The following is a 19629-nucleotide window of genomic DNA, read 5'->3' as shown; positions in this document are numbered from 1 at the left end:
GCGCCGGTCGGTTGTCGTCGGGTATCATTCAACACCGAGACGCGAAGGGTCGCGTCTCTACGCCGTGCTGGTTTACACGCTTCCCGAATACTTGCGCACGGCCCACTCCACCGTCAGGAAAGCCAGAATCAGGAAGAAAATCCACTTCAGATTTATCAAATCCTTCAAGTCCTCCTCAGCCGTAATCACGGGCCTGTAATTGGCCTTGAGGATGTCCTGCGCCAGCTGGTCGAGCTGCGCCGGGTAGTAGAGCCGCGAGCCGCTGCGGCGCGAAAGCTGCGCCAGCAGGTTGTTGTCGGCCTTCGATTCCAGCGCTTCCAGGGGTTGGGCCTGCACCAGGAGCTCGCCGGCATCCTGTTGCGCCTGGCCGCCGAGCGTGGCCCGGGCCTGGTACTTGTAGAGGCCCTCGGGCAAGGGGCCCAAGTGCAGGGGCGAGCCGTCCTCGGCGTTAGTGAAGGAGAAACGGCGGGTTTGCTGCCGGGCATCGGTGAGCACCAGGTCAATTTTCTGGTTGTAGAGGCGCTCAAACACCGCGTTGTAGGTTTCGGCACCCAGCGTCACGTCGTCCTGCGTGCCGAAGGCGTCCTGCGTGGGATACACGTCGAGGCGCTTTTTGTTGGCGTTTTGAGTAAGCAGCTGCAGCGTGCGGATGATGAGGCGGTCGTACGCTTCGGGCTTGTCGTCGTGCTCCACGGCCTCGCTCAGGCGCCATTGCCAGCTGCCGTCGGTGAGCAGGGTGGCCTGGCGGCGCTCCTGCGGGCCTCCGAACACCAGCAGCGGCTTTTGGGTGGCCACGCGGCCCACCTGCTGCCACAGGGCCGCCTCCGCGCCGGGCCCCAGGCGGTAGTCGCCAAACGGCACCGGGGCGGGCGGGTACTGCGCAAAGCGGCGGGCCGACTCCTCGTCGGTGGCGAAGCGGGCAAAGCCGGGGTTGGGCCGCGGCGTCACCTCGTCGGTTTGCGCCCCCCGGGCCTGAATGGTGAGGCCGGCGCCCTGCTGGTTGTAGCTGCCCAGGTCCGACTGCGCGCCAATGATGTAGAGCGCGGGCGTGCGCCGGGCCTTCACCTGGGCCAGAATCTCGTTGCCCAGCCCGCCTTGGGCCGGCAGCTGGTGCAAAATGGCCACGTCGAAGTCGGTATCGGCCTTGAGCGGGGCCACGCCGGGCAGGGCCAGGGTCAGGTCGAAGTTGTCGTTGGCCAGAATGGCGGCGCGCAACGCCTTGAGGTCGGGGTGGGGAGCGGCGCCGGCCAGCAGGACCCGCAGCTTGCCCTTTACAATCTCCACAAAAGCTGTGCGGGCGTTGTTCAGCGCCGTAAACTCGCCCGGCTGGGGCACCACGCGCACCTCGTAGCGCCGCTTGCCGGGCGCGGGGGCCGTGAGCTGGAAGGCCACGCGTGCCCGGCGGCGCCCAGCCGGCAACGCCACGCGGCGCGATTCCAGCACGCGGTTGCCTTCGCGCAGCTCCACGGTGGCCGCGCCGCCCGCGTAGCCCTCAAAGCCCAGCTCGGCTTCGATGGGAAATTTGTTGCCGCTGAAGGCCACCCGGTTGTAGGTAAGGTCGGTGAGGCGCAGGTCTTTCTTGGGCACGGTGTCGCCCAGGGCCACGCTGTATATCGGGAAGCTAAACTCGGAATAGGCCGGGCTGCGGCCCTGGTTGGCTAGGCCGTCGGACGCCAGCACCACGCCGGCCAGGTTGCGGCCGTCGTAGGCATCGCGCGTACCGGTCAGCAGCTGGTCGAGGTCGGTGGTAGCGGCCGCGAAGCGCAGCGAATCGAGGCGGGCCGGTCGGGCGGCCGTGGACGTGAGGGAGCGGGTTTCGACGGTGAAACCGCGGCTGCGCAGGGTTTCGGCCAGCCGGGCCAGGCCGGCGGTGGCCTGGCTCAGCACCGGCTTGGGCGTAAACAGCTCGACGGACTGCGAATTATCAACCGCCAGCACCACGGTGGGCTGCTCGGTGTGCGTGGTGGTGGTTTGGATGAACGGTGCCAGCAGCAGGTAGCACAAAAAGCTCACCACGGCGAAGCGCAGGGCGGCCAGCGCGAAGTTGAGCTGCTTGCTCCAGGGCGCTTTGGCCGAGTATTGAAGGCCCGCGTAGCCGGCCCCTACGAGCAGGCACAGCGGAATGAACCAGGCAGAATATTGAGTGGTCAGCAAACGAAAGTCGGATTGAATCAGCGCTAAAGGTCGGCAACAGCCGGCAAGGTTGCAGCCGCCCGCTGCTTCAACGGCTGAGCACGGTAACCAGTTCGGGGCTGCGGAAGATGCTGGCCGGCGAAATTACCGTTTCCTGCAGCGGTAGCTGGTTGCCGTAGCGCTCCCGTAGCTTAGCCTGCACGGCGGGATGGCTCAGGTCGAAATCGCGCAATTGCTGCAGCTTGCCCAGCCGCCGGCCCAGCCCACGCTCGTACACCTTCCAGATGAGCTCAGAGCAGTAAATCCGGTCGTCGGACCAGCCGAAATACAGGTCGTAGTTATGGCCCAGCATCGGCTGGCCCGCTGCTTTCAGCCGGGCCAGCGCGGAGGGCGTGAGGGCCGTGGCCGCGTCGCGCAGCCGCTTGGTTACGAAATGGCCGTCCTGGCCCCGCTCCACCCAGTCGGCCAGCGGCGTCAGCTTCACCGGCTGCACAGCTTCGAATACCTGCCACTGGCCGTCTCGCTGGTAAAGAATGCCGCAGTGGCTGTAGGGCGAGTGCGTGGCGAGCTGAATGGCCCGGCTCTGGGCCGAGAGCGAGGTGTGAAAAATCAGGTCGCCCTCGCGAAGCTGGGGCGCGATTTGCGCAGTGGCGGCTGCGGCAGCGCGGTGGCCTTGGAAGCGGAGCAGGCGGCGGTGTAGGCGCGGGTAGGCAAATACAGATATAAGTAATGCAAACGTTACCATTGCTATCCAAACCGCTATAACAGAAATTGACTTTAATCTGCGGTTATTCAAGTTGATAGTGCTAAAAAACGGGTGTTATGCGAAGAGCTAATCGACAAGAACCGTATTTGAAAATACTCACTTCGAGATGGGTGACATTCCCGACGTTATTGATTCTGGGTTTTGCAGCAGGCTTTATTTGTGCCGGTTACGGCTGGTCGAAAAGCGGTTATCAGTTTGTGCCTTCAGAAATCATAGTTAAGCCGCCGCCTCCCGGCACAACTTGGTGTTTCCCTGATGTCGGCTTTAGTAGAGCAGCGCAATTCAAAGAAAAGCTTGAGAAGCGAATGTTAACAGCTCAGTTACATCAATACAGTGACTCAATTATTAGAAGCAGTGCAAATGGAATAAATGCAGACAGTTTGTGCTCCTACTATCTAATGAACGTCGGGCCCAAACGGTTTAATGTTATTTTCTCAGCTAAAGGCAGCTTTGCCCCAACCGATAAGTACACTCTGGTAACTGAAACAGGCTGCTATTTTCTCTACCCCATTCCCAAACGAAGGAGCAAAGATTATAACAGCCTGCTTCAGAATTGGGCAGAACGGTAGGTAAAAGCTGAAATCTAAGTGGTCTACGTCAGCATCCCGCCATCTACCTGCAGCACCTGACCGGTGATGTAGGCCGAGTCATCCGAGGCCAGAAACGCCGTGGCCCGGGCCACGTCCTCGGGCCGGCCGCCGCGCTTGAGCGGAATGGCCTTGCGCCATTCGTCCACCTGCTTGGGGTCGAGGGCGTCGGTCATTTCGGTTTCGATGAAGCCGGGGGCAATGGCGTTGCAGCGGATGTTGCGCGAGCCCAGCTCCAGCGCCACCGATTTCGTGAAGCCGATGATGCCGGCCTTGCTGGCGGCGTAGTTGGCCTGCCCGGCGTTGCCCTTGATGCCCACCACGCTGGTCATGTTGATGATGGAGCCGCTTTTGGCGCGCATCATGGGTTTGGTGGCGGCTTTGGTGAGGTTGAACACCGATTTGAGGTTGACGGTGAGCACCTGGTCCCACTGCTGCTCGCTCATGCGCATGAGCAGGCCGTCCTGCGTGATGCCGGCGTTGTTGACGAGGATGTCGAGCTTGCCGAAATCGGCCACCACGTCCTCAATCAGCTTTTCGGCCTGGGCGTAGTCGGAGGCGTCGGAGCGGTAGCCTTTTACCTTGGTGCCGGCGGCCGATAGTTCGGTTTCGAGGGCTTGGCCCTTCTCGACGGACGACAAATACGTGAAGGCGACATCGGCGCCGAGCTGGGCAAAATGCGCCGCGATGGCGCGGCCAATTCCTTTGGAAGCGCCCGTCACAAGGGCCACTTTTCCGGTGAGTGTGTTGGTCATGGGGCGAAGGTAAGTAGCGCGGACTTTCAGTCCGTGAAGGAACAGTTTCGATTCGCGGACTGAAAGTCCGCGCTACCGCAGGCTAACTTCGCCGCAGATTATGCCCCATCACGACATCTGTATTCTGGGCGCGGGCCCCGGCGGGGCCGCCGCCGCCCTGCACCTGGCCAATGCCGGCCAGCCCTGCCTGCTGCTGGACCGCGCCGCGTTTCCGCGCGACAAAACCTGCGGCGACGCCCTCAGCGGCAAGGTCATCAACGAGTTGAAGCGCATCGAGCCCGGCCTGCACGCCAAGCTGGCCGCCTCGCCCATCCAGATTCCGAGCTGGGGCATCGACTTCATTGCTCCCAACGGCCGCCAGCTCAGCATTCCATTCAAGCCGAACTTCAACAAGGCCGCCGACGCCACCGCCGGCCACGTGGCCAAGCGCATGGACTTCGATAATTTCCTGGTCGAAGAAGTACGTCAGCGCCCGGAAATCGACTTCCGCGAAAACGTGGACGTGGCCCGCACCGAGCGCACGCCCACCGGCTGGCAGCTCTTCGACAAAGCCGGCCAGGCAATTGCCACTTGCCGCCTACTGCTAGTAGCCAACGGCGCCCAGTCGGAATTCGCCCGCAAAGTGGCCGGCCACGCCTTGGAGCCCGACCACCACTGCGCCGGCCTGCGCACCTACTACGACGGCGTGAGCGGCCTCAGCCCCGACAATTTCATCGAGCTCCACTTCATCAAGGACTTCCTGCCCGGCTACCTCTGGGTGTTCCCGCTGCCCAACGGCCAGGCCAACGTGGGCGTGGGCATGCTCTCCAAAACGGTGGCGGCCAAGAAAATCAACCTGCGCCAGCGCCTCGACGAGATTCTGGCCACGCACCCCACGCTGGCGCCGCGCTTTGCCGGGGCCACGCGGCTGGGGTCCGTCAAGGGTTTTGGCCTGCCGCTGGGCTCGAAGCGCCGGGCGCTGTCGGGGGCTAACTATTTTCTGCTCGGCGATGCGGGCTCACTCATCGACCCATTTTCGGGCGAGGGCATTTCGCACGCCATGGTGAGCGGGCGCCACGCCGCTGTGTGGGCCGCCGAAGCCGTGAAAAAAGGCGATTTCAGTGCCGAGTTTGCCCGCAACTACGACAAGGCCGTGTACAACCGCCTCAGCCAGGAGCTGCGCCTGAGCCGCGTGATGCAGCGCCTGCTCAATTTCCCCAGCCTCTTCAACATCGTGGCCAACCGCGCCGTGAGCAACCCCACATTGGCCGCCACGCTCTCCATGATGTTCATGGATTTGGACCTGCGCGAGCAACTGCGCAAGCCCAGTTTCTACTTCAAGCTATTTTTTGGCGGGAAGTAGAACCACAAAAGAAGAACGTCATGCTGAGCGCAGCCAAAGCATCTCTACTGCAACACTAAAATGAATTAGTTGCGCGGTAGAGATGCTTCGGCTGCGCTCAGCATGACGTTCGGTTGCTACGTGTGCCGGCCCGATTACTGCGCCGGCGTTGAAGCGGCCGGTGGGGTAGCCGGCTTTTTATACCCGGGCCGCGGGTGGTAGCCGGTGCCGGGCTTGGCCACCGGCGCGGCCTTGATGGGCTCATGGCCGTCGTTGCCCACGTAGCGCTTCAGGCTTTTGGCTGCTTCGGGGTTGAGCTTGGTGGCGCGCTCCAGGTCGCGGCGGGCTTCGGAAAGCTTGTCGAACGACGAATAGCTGATGCCGCGGTATTCCCAGGCGTCGGCGTAAGTCGAATCAAGCTGAATTGCGCGGGTGAAATCGGTCACAGCCGGCTTGTACTGGTACATCTGCATGCGGGCCACGCCGCGGCCGAAGAAAGATTCCTTGTCGTCGGGCCGATACTTGAGCGCGCCCGAGAAGTCGGTGGCCGCGGCCTTGTACTGCTTCATCATCAAGCGGTTCACGCCGCGGTTGTAGTAGGCGTCGGGGTTGTTGCGCTGGTACTTGATGGCGGCCGTGTAATCGGGAATGGCCTCCTTATACTGCTTGAGGTAGCTCTTGGCCTTGGCGCGCTGCAGCAGGGCGGCGGGGTCTTTGGGGCTGGTTTTGAGGCGCGAGTCGGCCGATTCCAGCATGGCGCGGTAGTCAGCGGCGGTCATTTTTTTCTCTTTGGCCCGCTCGGCCGAGGCGGCGGTGGCGCTGGGCGTGTTGGGCGCAGCCGTTTCGGGGGCGCCCACGGTTTCGAGGGGCAGGCCGGTGGGGGTGGCGCCGGGCTCAGGGGTGGCGGTGGCGGGCGTGGCCACGCGGGCGTCGGTGGCCGTGGCGGCGGCCCCGGTCGAATCGGGCCGGGTGGCGCCGGTGGCCACGGGGGCTGCCATGGGCTGGCTGTTCACGGTGGGTTTTTCCTTTTCCGTGACGGTGGTGGCGCAGTTGGTGAGGAAAGCCAGCAGCCCCAGGGCTGCCAGCGGCGTGCGAAGAAGTGATTTCATGGAGTACGGTACGTGGTAAGGCGCGCTTTCGGGGCGCCGCCGGGGGCTTATACGGAGACGGAACAAGATTGGCTGCTAGCACGCTTCGGGCCAAAACATTGTTGGCAAGCTAAGCAGTAGCCGCGAATTGCGGCGCGGTGCACAGGGGCGGCTATCTTTGCTGCCCTAATTGGGTGGGTCCCCCAGCCGGGCCCGATGTACTTTTTTCTTTCGCAGAATTCTATGGCATTGCAATTTGATTTGGTCGTGGTCGGCAGCGGCCCCGGTGGGTACGTGGCCGCCATTCGGGCGTCGCAGTTGGGGTTGAAAGTAGGCGTCATCGAGCGCGAGTCGCTGGGCGGCATCTGCCTGAACTGGGGCTGCATTCCCACCAAAGCCCTGCTCAAGTCGGCGCAGGTGTTTGAATACCTCAACCACGCCGCCGAGTACGGCCTCACGGCCGACGGCGTGGGCTACGATTTCGGCGCCGTCATCAAGCGCAGCCGCGGCGTGGCCGACGGCATGAGCAAGGGCATCAACTTCCTGTTCAAGAAGAACAAGATTGAAACCATCATGGGCACTGGCAAGGTGCTGGCTCCCGGCAAGGTAGAAGTGACCAAGGCCGACGGCAGCAAAGAAACCGTCGAAGCCAAATCTATTATTCTGGCCACCGGGGCCCGCTCGCGCGAGCTGCCCGCTTTGCCCATCGACAACCAGAAAATCATCGGCTACCGCAAGGCCATGGCCATGGAGCAGCTACCCAAGCGCCTCGTGGTGGTGGGTTCGGGCGCCATCGGCGTCGAGTTTGCCTACTTCTACCGCACCATGGGCTCCGAAGTGACGGTGGTAGAGTACCTGCCCCGCATCGTGCCGGTGGAGGACGAAGAAGTGTCGCGCCAGATGGAGAAGTCGTTCCGCAAAATCGGCGTGAACGTGCTCACCAGTGCCGAAGTAACCAAGGTGGACACCGCTGGCGAAGGCTGCAAAGTGACCATCAAAACCGCCAAGGGCGAGCAGCAGATTGACTGCGACGTGGTGCTGAGCGCCGCCGGCGTGGTGACCAACCTCGAAAATATCGGCATTGAAGAGCTGGGCATCAAAGTGGAGCGCGGCCGCGTGATTGTGGACGACTTCTACCAGACGAACGTGCCCGGCATCTACGCCATTGGCGACATCGTGCCCGGCCCCGCGCTGGCCCACGTGGCCTCGGCCGAAGGCATTATCTGCGTCGAGAAAATTGCCGGCCACCACCCCGAGCCGCTCAACTACCAGAACATCCCGGGCTGCACCTACGCCTCGCCCGAAATCGCCAGCGTGGGCTACACCGAAGCCGAAGCCAAGGAAAAAGGCTACGACGTGCTGGTGGGCAAGTTCCCCTTCTCGGCCTCGGGCAAAGCCAGCGCCGCCGGCGCCAAAGACGGCTTCGTGAAGGTCATCTTCGACAAGAAATACGGCGAGTGGCTCGGCGCCCACATGATTGGCATGAACGTGACCGAGATGATTGCCGAGGTCGTAGTGGCCCGCAAACTCGAAACCACCGGCCACGAAATCATCAAGGCCGTGCACCCGCACCCGACCATGAGCGAAGCCATCATGGAGGCTGCCGCCGCCGCGTATGGCGAGGTGATTCACTTGTAAGTATTGCCTTAAGCAATACGAAAAAGGCCCGGCTGAAAAGCCGGGCCTTTTTCATTAAACACCAATGTAATAGTAAGGAAGAAGCTGGCGCTCCTCACCATCACAAGCTATTCAAGCTCCGTTTTCTGCTTCTGAAACAGGGCTTGGCCGCGCAGTAGCACGCGCAGGCTTTTGCGCTTGAGCAAAATATGCGGAGCGGCTTTGGTGTCGTCTTCGAGACGGTTTTTGTAGGCCATCAGGATGTCGCGGTAGGAGATGATGCCGCTCACCTGAGCTTCGCTGCCGAGCACGGGCAGCACGTCCACGTTTTCGCGGGCCATGCGCTCCACGGCGGTGCGCAGGGTGTCGGTGGCCTGCACGGCCACGGTGCGGGGCTGCAGCAAGGTGCTGATGGGGGCGGCCTCGTCGGCGTGCCAGCCGGCCAGGGCCACGGTGCTCACGATGCCGGCAAAGGCGCCATCGGGGTTCACGACCACCAAATGAGGGCCGGTGCGGTCGGTGTCGCGCTCCACCCACTCGCGTACTTCCCGGATGCTGTTGTCGGTGCTGATGGCCACCATGCCGTTTCGCAGCACGCGGCCCACGTTCACCTTGTCGAGCAGGTCGGGCTCGTAGTCGACGGGCGTTTTTACGCCGCGCCGGGCTATTTTTTCAGTCATGATGGTGTTGCCCATCAGCAGGAAAGACACCAAGTAGGCCCCGGTGCAGGCCCCCAGCAGCGGCAGCAGCGCCTGCGCCTGGCCCGTGGCTTCCACCGCAAACACGATGGAGGTAAGCAGCGCCCGCGAAGCCCCGGCAAACATGGCCGCCATGCCCACCAGCGCCGCCAGCGGAATAACGATATCCGAAGCCGGAAAGAAGTGCTTGATGGCCACGCCCAGCAGTGCGCCCGTGGCCCCGCCGATGGTGAGCAGCGGCGCCAGCGTGCCGCCCGACGTGCCGCTGCCCAACGAAATGGCCCACGAGGCAAATTTCAGGAAACACAGCGTGAGCAGCAGGCTCAGGGGCGCCGTGCCCGACAGCACGGTGGTGATGTTTTCGTAGCCCACGCCCAGCGTGCGCGGCGCGAAGTAGCCGATGACGCCCACGGCCAGGCCGCCCAGCGCCGGCCACCAGCCCCAGTGGAAAGGCAACTCCTCAAAGCTGTCTTCGATGAAATACACCAGCTTCGTGACGCCCACCGACGCCAGCCCCACCAGCAGGCCAATGGCGCTGTAGGTGGCCAGTGCGCCGTTGCTGGGCGCCAGCAGCGCCGGCATGGGAAACGTGGCGCCCTGCTCAAACAACAGGTGGTGCCCCGCCGCGCCCGTGATGCAGGCCAGCGCCACCGGCAGCAGCGAGCGGGGCGAAAACTCAAACAGCAGCAGCTCGATGGCCAGGAAAACCGCCGCGATGGGCGTGCCGAAAATGGCCGACATGCCCGCCGTGGCGCCCGCCGCCAGCAGCACCTTGCGCTCGTGATGCGTGATGTTGATGAGCTGGCCCAGGGTGGAACCCAGCGCGCCGCCCGTGGCGATAATGGGCCCCTCGGCGCCAAACGGCCCGCCCGTGCCAATGGAAATGGCCGCCGAAAGCGGCTTGAGGTACATAATGGACGGCTTGATGCGGCTTTGGTTGGTCAGAATCTGCTCCATGGCCTCCGGAATGCCGTGGCCGCGAATGGCCTTGGAGCCATACAGGGCCATGAAGCTCACCACGAGCCCGCCCAAAACCGGCATGATGATGACCCACAGGCCCAAGTGGTTGTCGGCCGGGGAGTGGTATTCGAGCGCAAACTCGCCGTGAAAAACCAGGTTTGTGACCAGGTTAATCAGATATACCAGCAGGCGGGCCACCAGGCTGATGGTGACGGCCACCAGCACCGCCAGCGCCGAAATGCGCACCAGGCGCTGCTTGTCGGGCGCCAGGCGGGGCCGCACGCCGTCGTCGGCCAGGGTGGGTTCGAGGGAGGGGGCAATGGGAATGCCGGCCTGAGCCAGCGGCGAATGTTTCATAGGACAAGGAACAGGGTGTGAAGGAGGCCGGAACGGGCAAGTGCCCGCACCAGACTACTATACGAACCTCCGAAACCTCCGATGAGTGCCCCATGAACCGCGCACGCCATGCCCAGGCCTTTTTTAGTTTGGCGCTGCTTCTGCGGCCACGGCCGGCGCCCGGGCCGCTTTGGGCTTTTGGCTCACCAGCCACACGCCCAGGAAAATGAGCGCCGCCTGCCCGGCCTTGCCCCAGGTGAGGTGGTCTTTGCCCAGGCTCACGGCAATGAGCACGGCCAGCACCGGCTGCAGGTAGATGTACACGCCCAGCAGGGCGGGAGAGGCGTATTTCAGGGCCCAGTTGTTGAGCAGGTAGGAGAGGATGGTGAGGAAGAAAATCATGAACCCGACTTCGGCCCAGATGTAGGGCGGAAAGCTGGCGTAATCGGCCTCCAGGGCCTCGCGCCAACCAAACGGAATGGCAATGAAGCCACCCACCAGAAACACCCGCCCCAGCACTGTGAACGGGTGGTACTTGCGCATGAGCGGCGTAACGATGACCAGGTAAATGCCAAACACCGTGGCATTGAGCAGTATGAAAATATTGCCCAGCGTGCCCTGCGGGTACACCGCGGCCGTTTGCGCATTGCGGCCCAGAATGAGGGTAGCCGCGCCCACGGCACCCACCCCGATGCCCAGCGCCCGGGGCAGCGTGATGCGCTCGCTCAGCAGCACAGCCGAGGCGATGACCACCACAATGGGGGCCACCGTTTGCAGGAGCGAGGCACTGATGGGGGCCGTCAGGTTCAGGCCTGAGAAGAACAGGAGCTGGTTGAGGCCGATGCCCAGCACGCCGCAGGCAATGGAGCGGAGGTTGTCGGCCCGGCCAATGATTTTATCCTCGCGGGCTACAAAAAATTTGATGATGGCGAAGAAAAGAATGGCCCCCACAATGCGCAGCGTGACAATGCCGAACGGGTGGAGGTAGTGCGGCATCACATCCTTCGACAAGCTATAATTGGCCGCGTAGATGATGGTGACGACGAGAAGGGCCGCGTGCACGCGGAACTGGTTGCGCATAGGAAAGGAGCAAAGCGCGCCGTGGCGCGGGCCACAAAGGTCGGGCCGCGGCGGCCGAATGCCTTACCGGGCCGGCGCGTTTTATTCCCGGCTGCCCAGAATTTGCAGAAGCGTGCCCCCGGCCATGGCAGGTTCGGGCTGCGCCCGGTACTGGCGCAGCACATGGCTTCGGGCCGAATCGGAGCAAACCAACACCCGCTGCCCCGGGCGCAACTGCGGCAGGCGGCCCGGCGCCACCACGGCCGGCGCGATGCCCGCTTGGCGCAGCGCGGCCACGTAGAAAAGCAGCACCGCCTGGTAGCGCTCGGCCTGCACGATGGTGACGGCGCGGGGCCGCGGCTGCAGGGTGAGCAGCGGCGGCAGCTGGTAGCCGAAGTGCAGCATGGGGTCGGCTTTTTCACTTTCCCAACGCCGGTGCTCGTGGTAGAGCAGCAGGCCCGCCGGCATCGCTGTGGCCACTGTGAGGAGGCCCACCACTACCGGCCGTGACCAGCGCCAGCGCGTCCGGACGGCCCGCACCACATGCTCCAGGCCCAGTGCGCAGAGCAGGGCAGCCAGGGGGTAGACCGGGGCGCTGTACCACCCCAGCCGGGTACGTGCCGCTGAAATGATGACCAGAAACGTGAGCACAAGCAAGCCGGCAAACCGGGCAAAGTGCCGCCTGGGCAGCGCTGCCGCGTTTGAACTGGCCAGCCAGCCGCCCACGGGAAGCAGCCAGCTCCAGGTGAGCAAGCCCGGGAAAAACAGCCGTTGGAAATATATCCACCACGGATACTGCACCGTGACAATGTGCTGACTGATGCGCCCGTACCAGTCGTTGAACCAGGTAGCCGCGAGGTAGCCCGGCGCGGCGGCTTCTCGCAGCAAATAGAACAGCAACAGTGGCCCAAACGCCCCGATAATGGCCCCGTACGTGCGCCATTGCCGGGTGGCCCAGCGCCCGCCGGGCAGGGCCAGCCACCCCGCGCCCACGGCGGGGAGCAGCAGCACCGCCGCCGCCGATTTGGTGAGCAGGGCCACCGCAAACCACGCGGCGCCCCGCCACAGTTGCTTCGCCTGCCGTTGGTGGGCATACCGGTACCACTGCAAGGCCGTTGCCGTGAGCGCCAGGGTGAGCAGCGCGTCATAATCGCCGAAACGGGACACGTGGGTGCCGTTGAAGCCGGGGCTGGTGGCCAGAATCAGGGCTGCAAACGCGCCCACGAAACGGCTGCGCAGCGTGCGGCACCCAAACCGGTACAGCAGCCCGGCCGTGCCCAGAGCAGCTAATACCGACGGCAGCCGAAGGGCCCACATGTTGTAGCCCAGCACGTGCAGGCAGCCGGCTTGCAGCCAGATGAGCAGCGGCGGCTTGGTATTCCATAAATCGGGCTGCCCGTTGTAGCGCGTAACGAGCCAGTCGCCGCTTTGCAGCATTTCAGCGGCATTTACGGCCAGGCGGGCCTCGTCCCACACGTGCAGCACCGGCGTTCCGGCCTGCCAGCCAAACAGCACCGCCAGTGCCCCCAGCAGCCCCAGCGCCAGCCAGTCGATGCGAGAAGCCGCCCCAAAGCGCCGCCGGAAAAAAGTCATGGTCAAAGGTACGCGCAGCCGTTGGCGCTGGGCCCGTAAGGGAGTCTGGCGTGGCAACCGGCCGCCCGGCTGGCCGTTGATACCTGCCCCTGCCCGACCTTTGCCCAAAACCCCGCCATGGCTTCCCTTTTCCCCGACGACGAACCCACCGCCTTCACCCCGCCGCCCGCGCCCGGGCCCGACGCGCCCCTGGCCGAGCGCCAGCGCCCGCGCCGCCTGGCCGACTACGCCGGCCAGCAGCACCTAGTGGGCGAAACCGGCGTGCTGCGCCGCTACCTCAACGCCGGCCGGCTGCCCAGTCTCATTTTGTGGGGTCCGCCCGGCGTGGGCAAAACCACTCTGGCCCACCTGCTGGCCAGCGAGTTGAAACAGCCCTTTTCGGCCTTGAGCGCCATCAATGCGGGCGTGAAGGACGTGCGCGACGTCATTGAGAAAGCCCGGCGGCAGCGGGGCACTGTATTGTTTATTGACGAAATTCACCGCTTCAGCAAAGCCCAGCAGGATGCCTTGCTGGGGGCGGTGGAGCACGGCACGGTCACGCTCATTGGCGCCACCACCGAGAATCCGTCGTTTGAAGTCATTCCGGCCTTGCTCTCGCGCTGCCAGGTGTACGTGCTGGAGCCGCTGAGCGCGGAAACCCTGCGCGACCTGGTGAACAAGGCCCTGACCGAAGACGCGGCCCTGCAGCAAAAAAAGGTGAAGCTGGTGGAAGACCATGCCCTGCTGGCCCTGAGCGGTGGCGATGCCCGCAAGCTGCTCAACCTGCTCGAAATTGTGGTGCAGAGCACGCCGCCCGACAAAAAGGGCGTGGTGCAGGTGACCGATGCCGTGGTGCAGCAGGTGGCCCAGCGCCCGCTGGCGCGCTACGACAAGGGTGGCGAGATGCACTACGACGTCATTTCGGCCTTCATCAAAAGCATGCGCGGTTCCGACCCCAATGCCGCCCTCTACTACCTGGCCGTGATGCTGGAAGGCGGTGAGGACGTGAAGTTCATTGCGCGGCGCATGGTCATTCTGGCGTCCGAAGACATTGGCAACGCCAACCCCAACGCCCTGATGCTGGCCACGAGTTGCTTTCAGGCCTGCACCGTCATCGGCCTGCCCGAGTCGGACCTCATTTTGGCTCAGACCGTGGTGTACCTGGCTACTTCGCCCAAAAGCAACGCCTCTTATCTGGCCATTCGGGCGGCGCAAGCCGAAGTGAAGGCCCACGGCGTGTATCCTGTGCCGGTGCCGCTGCGCAACGCCCCCACGCGGCTGATGAAGCAGCTCGGTTACGGCAAGGAGTATGCTTACTCGCACAACGGCGAAGGCAACTTCGAGGAGCAGGAGTTCCTGCCCGACGCCCTCAGTGGCACCCGCTTCTACGAGCCGGGCCACAACGCCAGCGAACAGAAAATTCAGGAGCGCCTGCGCGGCTGGTGGGGCGAGAAGTACGGATACTGAAGGCGGTATAGGCGTGAGCCGACGCCTACAGAAACCGCAGGCTGTGGAAGGGGGATTTGGCCGGGTCGCCAAAAACCACGTCTTTCAGGTCGGCTTGGTCGTCGAACATGAAAAAGCAGTAGGCATCAGCAGCGTTTCGCTTGTGCAAGGCCACCACAAGGCACTGCTTGTAGCGCTGGCCAAAGCTGGCGCGGGGCTGCAGAATCGCCGTGGCTCCCCAGTCGGCCCCAAACTCCTCCTTGATGGCCGCCGCCGGAAACTCGTTGAGAGGTTGCGCAAACTCCGCAGCCAGCATGTCGTCCATGCTCTGACCGGGCTGGGCGTGTGGCCCGATGTTGAGTTTGACGGTGCGGAAAAGCGTTTGATACATTTCGTTGGGGTCAACCATCGTAACGTCTTTCTGCTTTTTGCTGCGCGCGTATTCGGCCAGCATGCCCGCCAGTGGCCGCAGGGCGTAGCGCACTTCCAGCCTGCGCTTGGGGTGGCGCACCGCGTATTCATAGCTCATGTCCTCATTAGCAATAACTGGGACTTCCACCCAGCCGGCGGGCACCGCCAGCGTCATGCGTGCTGCCGCTAACCCTTGCTTAATTCGGGGGCCGGGCGCCATCGCCGCTGGCAGCAGCACGCAGGCCAGCCATGCGCTTTTCCGCAAAAATTTCATCACGTTCTGGTAGAGCATACACTTTCCCGGTTTGGATTGTGTTGGGGGCCAAGAACCCCAAAGGTAGCGGGGCCAAGCGCACAGTGCCTTCGTGCGATAACAGCAAGGCCGCACACGGGCTGTAATGCCCGCAGAAATGGTGCGATTATGTTTCTCGGCGGCGCAGCAGTGCGGCTTCTGCGCCCACTGACCTACATTTACTTCAACAATTTACCCTCTGCACTTCATGCGTCAGTTTTTTAAATTTGTGCTGGCCACCATCGTGGGGCTGGCCGCCTTCAGTTTTATCGGTTTTCTGGTGCTGGCGGGCATCATTGGGGCCGCTGCCAGCGCCGGCGACCGCAAGGAAGTAGCCGCCAACTCGGTGCTGGAGCTCAAGCTGAACGAGCCGCTTTCGGAGCGTGGGCGCGACAGCAGGTTCAATTTTGGCGGCAACGGCTCGGCCACCGGGCTGGTCGACCTGAAAGAAGCCATCAAGCGCGCCAAAACCGACGGCGACATCAAGGGCATACTGCTCAACCTGGGCATCATTCAAGGCGGCATGGCCTCGCTCGAAGAAGTGCGCGACGCGCTGATTGACTTCAAGAAAAGCGGCAAATTTGTGGTGGCCTACCACGAAATCGCCTCCGAAAAGAGTTTCTACTTGTCGTCGGTGGCCAATGAAATTTACCTCAACCCGCAGGGCACGCTCGAATTCAACGGCCTGAGCTCGGAGGTGATGTTCTACAAGCGCCTCTTCGACAAGGCCGGCATTCAGCCCTACATCTTCCGGGTGGGCTCGTTCAAAAGCGCCGTGGAGCCGTTTTTCCGCGAAAACTTCTCCGATTCGGCCCGCTACCAGACCCTTTCCTTTTTGAATTCCATCAACGGCTACATGGTGGGCCAGGTGGCTAAGGCCCGCGGCATCGCCTCCGCCCGCCTCAACGTCATCTCCGACTCGATGCTGGTGCACAACGCCCCCGATGCCCTGCGCCTGAAGCTGGTGAGCAAGCTTGGCTATTTCGATGAGGTGCAGGACTACATGCGCGGCAAACTCGACCTGGCCAAGGACAAAAAACCCAACCTGGTGAGCCTGAGCGAATACACCAAAAACGACAAGGCCGACGAAAACGAGGGCAAAACCAGCGGCAACCGCATTGCCGTCATCTACGCCGAGGGCGACATCGTGACCGGCAAAGGCTCCGACGACAACATCGGCAGCACCAAGTTTGCCGAGGCCATCCGCAAGGCCCGCCTCGACGACAAGGTGAAGGCTGTGGTGCTGCGCATCAATTCACCCGGTGGCTCGTCGCTGGCGTCCGACATCATCTACCGCGAAGTGGTGCTCACCAAAAAGGTAAAGCCCATCATTGCCAGCATGAGCGACGTGGCGGCCTCGGGCGGCTACTACATTGCCATGGCCTGCGACACCATTGTGGCCCACCCGAACACCATCACGGGCTCCATTGGCGTGTTTGGGGTACTGCCCAACATTCAGCCGCTGCTGGCCGACAAGCTCGGCATCACCGTCGACCGCGTGACCACGGGCAAGTTCTCGGACCTGCCCACCATCACGCGGCCGCTCTCGGAGTTTGAAAAGCGCACGCTGCAGGAAGAAGTGAACCGCATCTACGCCGACTTCACCAGCAAGGCCGCGCAGGGCCGCCACATGCCCGTGGAGCGCCTGCGCCGCCTAGCCTCGGGCCGCGTGTGGAGCGGCCTAGAAGCGAAGAACAACGGCCTCGTAGACGTGCTGGGCGACTACCAGACCGCCCTGAAAATTGCCGCCGCCCGCGCCCACCTCAAGGCCGACGATTACCGCGTGCAGCGCCTGCCGCGGCAGCGCTCGGAGATTGAAAACATCCTGTCCACTTTCGGCATGGGCGACGACGACGAAGCCAAAACCAAAGCCCTGAAAACGGAGCTCGGTCCGCTCTATCCCGCCTACGCCCAGTACCAGCAGCTGATGCAGATGCGCGGCGTGCAGGCCCGCCTGCCGTATACGCTGGATATTCAGTAGTTTGATAAATACACGCCTGTCATCCTGAGCGCAGCGAAGGACCTTCTCAAGTAAGAACGAGTTTCGTTCGGCAGCGATAAGGCCCTTGGCAGTGCTCATGATGACAGGCGTTTTAGTGCGTTTTTGTAAACACAATCCCATGTTGAACCAACTCAAAGAAGCCGCTGCTTACATCCAGGCCCATTCTAATTCCTTTCAACCTGAAATCGGCATCATTCTCGGCACGGGCTTAGGTGCGCTGGCCCGCGAAGTGGAGGTAGAGCACGAAATCAACTACGCCGACATCCCGCACTTCCCGCTGTCTACCGTGGAAAGCCACGCCGGGCGCCTGCTGCTGGGCCGCATGGGCGGCAAGAAGGTGGCCGTGCTGCAAGGCCGCTTTCACTATTACGAAGGCTACACCATGCAGCAGGTGGCCATGCCGGTGCGGGTGCTCAAGCTGCTGGGCATCAGCCGGCTGCTGGTGAGCAACGCCGCCGGGGGGCTCAACCCCGATTTCAACATCGCCGACCTGATGCTGATTGACGACCACATCAACCTGCAGCCCGGCAACCCGCTCATCGGCCCCAACCTCGACGAGCTGGGCCCACGTTTCCCCGACATGTTTGCGCCCTACGACGCCGACCTGCTGGCCCGCGCTGAAGCGGCTGCTCAGGCCCTGGGCCAGGCCGGCACTACCCGCCGCGGCGTGTATGCCAGCGTGCCCGGCCCCATGCTCGAAACCCCGGCCGAATACCGCTACCTGCGCACCATCGGGGCCGATGCCGTGGGCATGAGTACGGTGCCCGAAGTCATTGCCGCGCGCCACCTGGGGCTGCCAGTGCTGGCCGTGTCGGTCATCACCGACCTGTGCGCGCCCGGACACCTCAAGCCCGTGGTGCTGGCCGACATCTTTGCCGCCGCCGGAGCCGCCGAGCCCCGTTTGACAGCACTCATTAAAGCCGTGGTAGAGCAGTTGTAAACCCAAAAGTGGGCCGATGCGCTTCTGCGCCGGGGCTGCATAGCCAGGATATAAAAAAGGCCTTTGCAATTATGCAAAGGCCTTTTTTATGGAAAATAGCTGCCCTAGGGCAGGGCACTGAACACCCGGGCTTCGGGAATGCTGGCCCGGTTGGTGAAGCTATACCGCAGCTTGTTGGTAGTCAGGGAGTCGATTTTGTAGCCGCCGCCTCTGAACTCCGAGAGGTCTAGGTTATTATTGCTGTCCAGCGTCCAGGTACCGGTGGTGGTTGAATTGTTGCCAATCCAGACCTGCGTGTAGGTGCCACCCGTCGCAAATTTCATGGTGTACTGGGTGTTGGGGCCCTGGGGCGCCACCACGGTGCTGCGGCCGTTGTTGAAAACAGTGCGGCTCAGCAGCCAGGTGTGGCTGGTGAGTATTTGCTCGGGGGTAAGAACCTGGGCGGCGGGTTGGGCAGGCTGTACATCGTCCTTCTTACCACAGCTGGCCAAAGAAATGCCGGCAAAACCGAGAAAAAGAAAGAGGGCCGGGCGTAAAATAATCGCCATACCAAAGTGCTATAAAAAGAAGGAATACTTAAAGGTACGGCCTTTTTCCGAAATCGTTATATAATTTCGACAGTCAACCACATTCCATAGCCCTATCGACAGTAGGACAGAAATTTCATGCAGCGTAGCCTGCTGCGCCCAAGTGAATACTAGCTTTGATAAAAAGTGAATAATACCGTGATAAAAATGTTTTGGCCACGCTCAGAAATTCGGCCTATTTCTTACCGACCAGCTTAGCGTATCACCTTGGTCAGGCGGGTGCCGCTCAACACGGCAAAAATGCCCACGCCACCTTGCACGTTGCCATAAATGGCTGAAGGTTGCGCGAAGGGGTTGCCGTTGGCATTGCGGGCGTCGCGCACCGACTGGCGGAAGCGGAACATGGCGTACTCGGTGTGGTAGAGCGTGGCCGTCACGGTGTCGTTAGCGTTGAAGCGGTAACTGGTGCCCACCGTAAATTCCTGGCCATTCAGCAGCCGGTCTTCGAGCGAAATGTCGGTTTCCGGGCTCTTGCGCAGGTTTTTGGGAATGGGGTCGCCCTTGTGCAGCTGCAGGCGGTAGTAGTCGCCGGGCGCGGCCGGGTCGCGGAAGTTGGTGAGAAAGTAGGCCTTGCGCTCCGAACCCGATTTGTCGTTGAACTTGTACTCCACCGAGTCGATGGGAATGGGGGCCAGGTAGGTGGTGGAGCTGGTGGCGTGGCGGCCCTTGGTATCGCGCACGTCGAGCTTGAACACGTCGCCCGGGCTCGCCACCAGCGGGTCGCGCCCGATATGGGAGTGAAACTTCTCGCCCGTGGTGTCGGTCAGAGCCTTGTAGTTGGGGGAGAAGGCCAGCGGCACCAGCGTGCCGTTGGGCATGGTCAGGGTCACGGTGACGTCGGAGGGCACCTGCGGAATGACCGAGCTCAGGTACGGTACCGACGTGGTGACGGCCAGGCTGGGCACTTTGCCGGGCTCGAGGTAGCACTCCACTACCAGCTCCGAGGCGTAGGTGGGCAGCGGCACGTCGATGTCGTTCTGGAGCTTGCCGCAGCCGGCCAGGGCCAGTAGGGGCAGGGTCAAAGCCGTCAGCTTGTGAGCGAGTTTCATGTTTGAAGTA

The 19629-nt window shown here is 62.7% G+C and carries 16 protein-coding genes; 6 read left to right on the top strand and 10 right to left on the bottom strand.

Translation table 11 applies throughout. The features are described from left to right. Nucleotides 1-72: 72 nt before the first annotated feature. Together MUN81_RS13730 and MUN81_RS13725 are read right to left on the bottom strand one after the other, a co-directional pair. Nucleotides 73-2154 carry a VWA domain-containing protein gene (locus MUN81_RS13730; RefSeq protein ID WP_245111241.1) on the bottom strand — a complete coding sequence of 694 codons (2082 nt, stop codon included), beginning with the start codon at nt 2152-2154 and terminating at the stop codon, nt 73-75. A gap of 67 nt (nt 2155-2221) precedes the next feature. Further along, complete coding sequence (locus MUN81_RS13725; RefSeq protein ID WP_245111239.1) at nt 2222-2878, bottom strand: YiiX family permuted papain-like enzyme; 657 nt, start codon at nt 2876-2878, stop codon at nt 2222-2224. 107 nt (nt 2879-2985) lie between these two features. Between MUN81_RS13725 and MUN81_RS13720 the strand changes: the two genes are divergently transcribed. Then, nucleotides 2986-3468, top strand: a complete 483-nt coding sequence (locus MUN81_RS13720) for a hypothetical protein (RefSeq protein WP_245111237.1) — start codon at nt 2986-2988, stop codon at nt 3466-3468. Nucleotides 3469-3491: 23 nt separating this feature from the next. Here MUN81_RS13720 and fabG read toward each other — a convergent pair whose 3' ends face one another. Beyond that, a complete protein-coding gene (gene fabG / locus MUN81_RS13715; RefSeq protein WP_245111235.1) occupies nt 3492-4241 on the bottom strand; it encodes a 3-oxoacyl-[acyl-carrier-protein] reductase in 750 nt (249 codons plus the stop codon). 100 nt (nt 4242-4341) lie between these two features. Here fabG and MUN81_RS13710 point away from each other — a divergent pair, with 100 nt between their 5' ends. Then, nucleotides 4342-5583, top strand: coding sequence for a geranylgeranyl reductase family protein (locus MUN81_RS13710; protein WP_245111233.1), 1242 nt, complete (start codon nt 4342-4344; stop codon nt 5581-5583). Nucleotides 5584-5717: 134 nt separating this feature from the next. Here MUN81_RS13710 and MUN81_RS13705 read toward each other — a convergent pair whose 3' ends face one another. After that, on the bottom strand, nt 5718-6671 hold the full coding sequence (locus MUN81_RS13705) for a tetratricopeptide repeat protein (protein WP_245111231.1): 954 nt from the start codon (nt 6669-6671) through the stop codon (nt 5718-5720). 222 nt (nt 6672-6893) lie between these two features. Between MUN81_RS13705 and lpdA the strand changes: the two genes are divergently transcribed. Further along, on the top strand, nt 6894-8288 hold the full coding sequence (gene lpdA, locus MUN81_RS13700) for a dihydrolipoyl dehydrogenase (RefSeq protein ID WP_245111230.1): 1395 nt from the start codon (nt 6894-6896) through the stop codon (nt 8286-8288). A 107-nt stretch (nt 8289-8395) separates the two neighbouring features. Here the strand turns inward: lpdA and MUN81_RS13695 are convergent, their stop codons facing one another. The 3 genes from MUN81_RS13695 to MUN81_RS13685 all read right to left on the bottom strand — a co-directional run bounded on the left by MUN81_RS13695 (nt 8396) and on the right by MUN81_RS13685 (nt 12913). After that, nucleotides 8396-10282, bottom strand: coding sequence for a chloride channel protein (locus tag MUN81_RS13695; RefSeq protein ID WP_245111228.1), 1887 nt, complete (start codon nt 10280-10282; stop codon nt 8396-8398). Between the two features lie 123 nt (nt 10283-10405). Next, nucleotides 10406-11341: a DMT family transporter gene (locus tag MUN81_RS13690; RefSeq protein ID WP_245111226.1), complete on the bottom strand. Its 936-nt coding sequence runs from the start codon at nt 11339-11341 to the stop codon at nt 10406-10408. 81 nt (nt 11342-11422) lie between these two features. Next, nucleotides 11423-12913, bottom strand: a complete 1491-nt coding sequence (locus tag MUN81_RS13685; RefSeq protein WP_245111224.1) for a glycosyltransferase family 39 protein — start codon at nt 12911-12913, stop codon at nt 11423-11425. Between the two features lie 117 nt (nt 12914-13030). On the opposite strand from MUN81_RS13685, the gene MUN81_RS13680 reads away from it, so the two are divergent. After that, the gene (locus tag MUN81_RS13680; protein WP_245111223.1) at nt 13031-14359 is read left to right on the top strand and encodes a replication-associated recombination protein A; all 1329 of its coding nucleotides are present in this window, start codon (nt 13031-13033) and stop codon (nt 14357-14359) included. 25 nt (nt 14360-14384) lie between these two features. On the opposite strand, the gene MUN81_RS13675 is transcribed toward MUN81_RS13680, so the two are convergent. Further along, nucleotides 14385-15041, bottom strand: a complete 657-nt coding sequence (locus MUN81_RS13675) for a hypothetical protein (RefSeq protein ID WP_245111221.1) — start codon at nt 15039-15041, stop codon at nt 14385-14387. Nucleotides 15042-15249: 208 nt separating this feature from the next. Between MUN81_RS13675 and sppA the strand changes: the two genes are divergently transcribed. Next, nucleotides 15250-17022: a signal peptide peptidase SppA gene (sppA, locus tag MUN81_RS13670; protein WP_245111219.1), complete on the top strand. Its 1773-nt coding sequence runs from the start codon at nt 15250-15252 to the stop codon at nt 17020-17022. A 139-nt stretch (nt 17023-17161) separates the two neighbouring features. Then, nucleotides 17162-17983, top strand: coding sequence for a purine-nucleoside phosphorylase (locus tag MUN81_RS13665; protein WP_245111217.1), 822 nt, complete (start codon nt 17162-17164; stop codon nt 17981-17983). 104 nt (nt 17984-18087) lie between these two features. Here the strand turns inward: MUN81_RS13665 and MUN81_RS13660 are convergent, their stop codons facing one another. Beyond that, nucleotides 18088-18474, bottom strand: coding sequence for a hypothetical protein (locus MUN81_RS13660; RefSeq protein WP_245111215.1), 387 nt, complete (start codon nt 18472-18474; stop codon nt 18088-18090). A gap of 290 nt (nt 18475-18764) precedes the next feature. Continuing rightward, nucleotides 18765-19619, bottom strand: a complete 855-nt coding sequence (locus tag MUN81_RS13655) for a DUF4249 domain-containing protein (protein WP_245111213.1) — start codon at nt 19617-19619, stop codon at nt 18765-18767. Nucleotides 19620-19629: the final 10 nt, after the last annotated feature.

Origin of the sequence: Hymenobacter sp. 5317J-9 (assembly GCF_022921075.1) — a bacterium.
In the GTDB taxonomy this organism is placed as follows: Bacteria; Bacteroidota; Bacteroidia; order Cytophagales; family Hymenobacteraceae; genus Hymenobacter.
The sequence above is the reverse complement of the archived record's forward strand: the minus strand, read 5'-3'. Positions and strand labels throughout refer to the sequence as shown.